Below are 6,141 nucleotides of genomic sequence, written 5' to 3' on the forward strand. Positions count from 1 at the left end.
TTTGCAGCAAACACAGTCGCAAAAATCGACTTAACATCATAACATGACCGTCACCCATGTCCCCGAACAAACGTCAACCATCTCTCCGGGACAAACATATGATGCGGGATCTAGCGCAACATTCGCTAATGCATAAGCAAGGTGCTCTGGATCCCGGGTCTCCGCTACGCTTCGCCCGAGAAGACATCATTGATCTTAAAGTGGCAGGCCGAGTTGCTTTAGTTCTGAGCGGAGTTTGTTTGCTTCGGAGAAGTGCAGTGCTTTCATACCGACGCCCTGCGCTGCTTCAACATTCTTCAGTGTGTCATCAATGAAGACAAGGTTGGAGGCTTCAAGCTGGTTTCTTTCCAGCAGCACGTTGTAGATGGCAGCATCCGGCTTCAGGAGCTTCTCATCGCCAGAGATCACGGTATCGATGAAGCTGTCCGCAAGGAATGGGAACAGGCGTTTGGCATCCTCGAACTTCTCAGTAGAGAAGTTGGTGATGGCATACAGAGAGATGCCCTTATCCTTGAGTTCTTTCAGGAGCGCGACATTGGCCTCAATCGCGCCGGCCAGCATTTCTTCCCAGCGCTCGTAATAGGCTTTAATCCACTCTTCGTACTGAGGAAATTTGGCAAGCCGTTCGGCGATGGCATCTCCCCAAGGGCGCCCTCTGTCTTGCTCCAGATTCCAGTCGTAGGGGCATACTTCATCAAGGAAGAACTGGCGCTCTGATGCGTCTGGGATCAAGTCCTTATACAGGTTCTCCGGATCCCAAGAGATCAAGACATTGCCAATATCAAACACGACAGCAGTGACCGGTGAGGACATAAGCCCCTCCTTCAGATGTAAAGATTGAGTTGGCCCAGTAGTATTGCCTCAGCATACGGGATGCAATGCGTGGGATTACAAAATGACATCAGCCGGACGTACTGACTTATGCGTGGGTGAGCATTGGCAGTGCGGGCGTCATATCACTTTTTGAGATGTAATTGGCAACCTGTTCACCAATACCAAGACCAGAAATGGAGACGTCCACTGGCTCTACTTCTTCAACATTTTCCAGCACCTGCAAACCTGAATGGACATTTGCCATAAGCTCTTGCTGATGGTCCGTTTCCAGGATCGCTTCAACCAGTGGCTGGGCTTCTTCTTTTGACTGTGGGGCCTTGCCGCCAAACAGATCAGGAAGGAACACTGCATAGCCTTGTTCTGCGATTTTCGCAGCTTGCAGGATCGCTTCTTCGGTTAATCCTGCCCAGTCATGAAACAGCACAAGTGCAGGCAGTTTCTTATCTGTCCGAGGCACAATGATGTAGGCTAAATTTCTTTGATGGTATTCCACCAGACGCAGCTCAGCAGCCTGTAAAGAGGCCGGTAGCGCTAATGTAGTTGCAGCGATGATCATAGGAATGCCAGTTTTTATTGAAGCTATATATAATAGAGATGCACGCCTCAATATATAACTTATTTTGATAATTCAACCTATGCAAATATGTTTGGGCAACTATCCCGTCTGCTCTTGTACGTATAGGCAAACAAAAGAGAAGCCGCACTTCTCCTTTAAGAAAAGTGCGGCTTTAACGCTGTGATCAACACCACTTTTAGGTCGATTACGACTCGCAAATCGCGCGGGTCTGGCGGGCAATCATAGCCTCTTCGTTGGTTGGGATCGCCATGACCTTAACCTTGGAAGATGCTTTAGAGATTGTGATTGCTTCTTTCGCACGCGCCTTGTTGGCTTCTTCGTCGATTTCTACGCCGAGGAACTCAAGACCCTTACAAACACCAGCGCGGGTTTGGGAAGAGTTCTCGCCGATACCACCAGTGAAGACAATTGCGTCCAGACCGCCCATAACAGCGACCAGAGCACCCAGCTCGCGCTTGATGCGGTTGTCGTAGTAGTCGAGTGCGCGTTTTGCATCAGGGCTATCGGAATTTTCCAGATCACGCATATCCTGCGAGATGCCGGAAAGACCCTTCATGCCGGATTCTTTGTTCAGCAGGTTCGCGACTTCTTTCACGGACATGCCTTTTTCTTCCATCAGGTAGAAGATGACACCCGGATCAATCAGACCGGACCGTGTGCCCATTGCTAGACCATCAACCGGGGTAAAGCCCATGGTGGTGGTGACAGATTTGCCATTTTCGATCGCACACATAGATGCGCCGTTGCCGAGGTGAGCGACGACGACTTTGCCATCTGCCACTTCTGGCGCCACGTTGTGCAGTTCTTCCGCGATGAAGTGGAAGGACTGGCCATGCATGCCATAGCGACGAATGCCTTCGTCATAGTACTTGGTCGGGATCGCGTAGGCTTCGTTCTTGAATTCCTGCGTGCGGTGGAACGCGGTGTCAAAACACGCAACGTTCGGCTTACCCGGGAAGGCCGCTTTGGACCCTGCAATACCTGCGAGGTTGTGTGGGTTATGCAGAGGCGCAAGCGGGTTGAATGTTTCAAGTTCCGCGGCAACTTCTTCAGTGACCAACACAGGTGCAGAGTATTTGGAAGAGCCGTGAACCACACGGTGACCAATTGCGTCCACTTCGAGGTTCGGATCGAACTCTTTCAGCAGTGCAAGGATAACCTGTAGCGCAGTGTTGTGGTTCTGTGCTTCTTCTTCTGAGAGCGCACGATCCATGATCGTTGCGCCTTCAGCGGATTTGCCTTTTACCCAGGCAGATGCACCCAAGCCGTCGATCTGACCGGAGAGCACGCTTTCTTCGCCTTTGAACAGCTGGAATTTGATGGAGGAAGATCCAGCGTTCAGTACAAGAATTGTTTCGATTGTCATTATTGTTTTCTCAGCTATCCCGAAATTACTCTGCGGCTTCTGCCAGATCCTGCTCGCCAACATACGCCGCGCCGTTGCGCAGGTAGTAGTCGTACATGGATGCCAGAGCACAAGAAACGAGACGCGCACGATCATTGTCAGCACGGCTGGTGAGGATGATTGGCACGCGTGCACCGGTTACAAGGCCAGCTGTTTCTGCATGAGCAAGGAAGGTCAGCTCTTTCACAACCATGTTGCCAGCTTCGAGATTTGGCACGATCAGCACTTCTGCGCGACCTGCAACAACGGATTCGATGCCTTTGGTGCGAGCAGCTTCAAGGTCAATCGCGTTATCCATCGCCAGAGGGCCGTCAACGATACCACCTTTGATCTGACCACGCTCAGCCATCTTAGACAGCACTGCTGCATCGATGGTGGATGGGATCGCCGGGTTTACGGTTTCAAGAGCGGACAGGATGCCGACTTTTGGAGGCTCAATGCCGATAGCACGAGCAACGTCGATTGCGTTCTGAGTGATATCAACTTTTGACATCAGGTCTGGTGCAATGTTGATTGCAGCATCAGAGACGATGAGCGGGGTTTCGCGACCCGGAACATCCATTACGAACGCATGTGACAGGCGACGCTTGGTGCGCAGACCACCTTCACGCTTCACAACATGGCGCAGCAGGTCATCTGTATGAAGGTGACCTTTCATAACGGACCGCACGCGGCCTTCATGAACCAATGCAACAGCTTTAGCAGCTGCAGAACCTTCATCAGGTGTGTCGATCAATTCGTAACCGGAGATGTCTGCACCGATTTTTTCAGCAGCAGCCTGAATGCGTTTTTCAGGACCACACAGGATCGGGATGATCAGACCAGCCTGAGCGGCCATGACTGCGCCACCGAGGGAGTTTGCATCGTCTGGGCACACAACAGAAGTCGGGATCGCTGGCAGCTGGGCAGCAGTTGCAACGAGGCGATCAAAGTGCTGGTGGCGCTTCATCAGCAGGCCTGGCAGCTCTTCTGCATCGTAAGAAATTGATTTTGTTGGCGCTTCTACGCGAGCTTCACCTTCAGCAACCAGAGTGCCATCGTCAACCTTCACACTTGTTGCAAGGCGGATGATGTTATCTGGCAGTTTTTCCAGAACGGTTACAGTGACGTCGAGAACCTGATCCACTTTGACCTTGTTATGGAAGGAAAGTGTCTGATCGCGGTACACGCAGCCAGGACCTGGGAGGTAGTTGCCGACGACTGCTGAGATCAGAGTAGCGCCCCACATGAACGGTGCGGATGGGCCATCTTTCTTCTCAATGCCTTCCCACTGCGCGTTTGGCAGATGCAGTGGATTGATGTTGCCAGACGCGTGCGCAAAAACGTAAAGATCGTTTGCTGTACAGATGCGGGAGCGAGTGACGGAATCTCCGACCTGGATTTGGTCATAGGTCCGATTGGTAGCCATTGATAGCCTCTTTTCATTTTCCACATACCGCACCAGCCCGAGCTCAAGAGTGTTGCGATAGGGCTCTTGAGGGGAGGTCTCAGCCATACTATCGCAGCTCTGTGACTGTTCAGCGATATGTGCGTTAAATTCTTCGCCAAGCTTGGGGCGCTTATTCAACATTTGAGCTAACAAATCTATCGGTAAAGATCACAAAACAGCAGTTTTTGGCGATCTGCGAAGTTATGACACATCAATATTTAGATTACAGCACTAAATCTTACGTAGTTGTTATTATGACGGCGGCCAGTTTGCGCAATGGTCATCATACTCTACACAGGAGACCCTTCTAGGGAGAAGTATGAAGCTATCGCTTAAAGAAATTGACACAAACTTCTCGCTGTCATCTGCACTTGGTTTAGACACCAGTTTATACAAATTGTTCAATGCTGCCCCTAATAGGAACTTGTATTCAAACTGCGATGTTGAGACGACGTAATATCGCCCATTAATCAGCATCTTGTTTGAAAATGAAATACCATCAGGCTCGCTACCTTGAGGCCAAGGCGGTGCGCTTTTGCTATTCTCCCAACTCCAAACAACTTGAGGTCGATTATTCCTAATTAGGACCATTCCAATTTTGATTTCAATATCGACATCTTCAAACGGGGCCATCTGATGATCGATAGCCCTGTTGATGTCAGCCATCCCATCTGTGACATCATCTGAGCGCGCGATAAGATCCGCAATTGCAGCCCCAGCTTTACTAACACGTCGATCATAAGAAACAGCCGTTGTTAGCTCGACCATACCGAGAAAGAGAAATGCTAACATCGGTAATAAAATTGCAAACTCAATTGACGCCACACCATCTTTATTGGAATAGAGCCATTTGATGTTTTTGCGATAATTCATGAACTTGGCCGACCCTATTTATTAGAAAGGTTCGTTTCTAAAAATTTCTGTTGCAACAAGAATTCGGCTTCCATCTTCTGCCTGACCAAAAATTCCAACCATTCTTGAGCTTATCATTGGCCACGAGCAGACAACTTGAACGATAACAACGTCGCTGGCTTGCCCTGGATCCCACTTCTGTTCCATGACAACTGCGCCATCCTTTACCAATGGTTTGTAATCACGTATGTCACCAAAGTCGTCAAACGCTTCCACATCAATGAAGATTTTGTCTTCAACCGCTTTCAGTAAGCCAGTCCCATTTTCCAAAATAACATTCTTAAACTTAGTTTTATTGTAGTCGCCATTCTCTTGAGCAAAGTGAACTTGACCTGTTCTGATCTGCCTCGCAGCTTCAGCAACAGCATTATCTAATAAGACCTCAACCAGCATCGAGAGGCCGAGTTCCATAATTGCTAATAGGATCCCAAATAGAACCGGAGCGATAAGCGCAAATTCAATCGCCGTCACACCACGAAAATCTGAAAAGAAGCTCAGCAGTGACTTATGGGTAGTGCGCCGATATTCTTTAGCTGTCTCTTTGTGTGACAAGAATTGCATGAGAGCCTACCTGCTATTGACCGTTACCTGCCACGGTTCCGTCTTGCGCCAACTCATTACGAACACTGATGGTGCTGGCGACATCCTCGATCTTTTTCTTATTGTCGCCAAGACGCAGGACTTCGTGGCAGTCGGGGTTGCAGGAGTAGGTGAAGCGGCTGTTGTTGCGTTGGACGGCGACGTAGCCGGCCATTTCTGCTGTTACGGTGATCAGCTCTTCAACAACGGGCTCAGAGGCATCGTTCAGGACAACCAGATTGGTTGTGCCATAGGATTTGCCCGTGATCACGATTGTCACGCGGTCGTGCACTGTCACATCTGCAATGCTTGGATTTCCAAGAATGATGGTTTCGGCTGGCTCTTCGAGACGGAAGACTTTTGCCTGGTCGGCGACCACCTCAACATCCGCATAGGCGGGGGGGA

General features: G+C 49.9%; 7 protein-coding genes. All 7 read right to left on the minus strand.

Annotation, left to right across the window (positions count from 1 at the left end):
* Positions 1-195: 195 nt before the first annotated feature.
* On the minus strand, positions 196-813 hold the full coding sequence (locus PPL9_RS18935; protein ID WP_057464148.1) for an HAD family phosphatase: 618 nt from the start codon (positions 811-813) through the stop codon (positions 196-198).
* A gap of 106 nt (positions 814-919) precedes the next feature.
* Positions 920-1,390 carry a dienelactone hydrolase family protein gene (locus PPL9_RS18940; RefSeq protein WP_057464149.1) on the minus strand — a complete coding sequence of 157 codons (471 nt, stop codon included), beginning with the start codon at positions 1,388-1,390 and terminating at the stop codon, positions 920-922.
* Positions 1,391-1,595: 205 nt separating this feature from the next.
* Entirely contained in the window at positions 1,596-2,777 is a 1,182-nt protein-coding gene (locus tag PPL9_RS18945; RefSeq protein WP_057464150.1) for an acetate kinase, read from the minus strand.
* Positions 2,778-2,802: 25 nt separating this feature from the next.
* Positions 2,803-4,224, minus strand: coding sequence for a bifunctional enoyl-CoA hydratase/phosphate acetyltransferase (locus PPL9_RS18950; protein WP_057464246.1), 1,422 nt, complete (start codon positions 4,222-4,224; stop codon positions 2,803-2,805).
* Between the two features lie 273 nt (positions 4,225-4,497).
* Positions 4,498-5,118: a TadE/TadG family type IV pilus assembly protein gene (locus PPL9_RS18955; protein ID WP_057464151.1), complete on the minus strand. Its 621-nt coding sequence runs from the start codon at positions 5,116-5,118 to the stop codon at positions 4,498-4,500.
* A gap of 21 nt (positions 5,119-5,139) precedes the next feature.
* The gene (locus PPL9_RS18960) at positions 5,140-5,718 is read right to left on the minus strand and encodes a TadE/TadG family type IV pilus assembly protein (protein ID WP_057464152.1); all 579 of its coding nucleotides are present in this window, start codon (positions 5,716-5,718) and stop codon (positions 5,140-5,142) included.
* A gap of 13 nt (positions 5,719-5,731) precedes the next feature.
* Positions 5,732-6,141, minus strand: a 410-nt coding sequence (locus PPL9_RS18965; RefSeq protein WP_208989486.1) for a pilus assembly protein N-terminal domain-containing protein, incomplete at its 5' end; no start/stop codon positions are given.

This window comes from Pseudovibrio sp. POLY-S9 (assembly GCF_001431305.1).
In the GTDB taxonomy this organism is placed as follows: domain Bacteria; phylum Pseudomonadota; class Alphaproteobacteria; order Rhizobiales; family Stappiaceae; genus Pseudovibrio.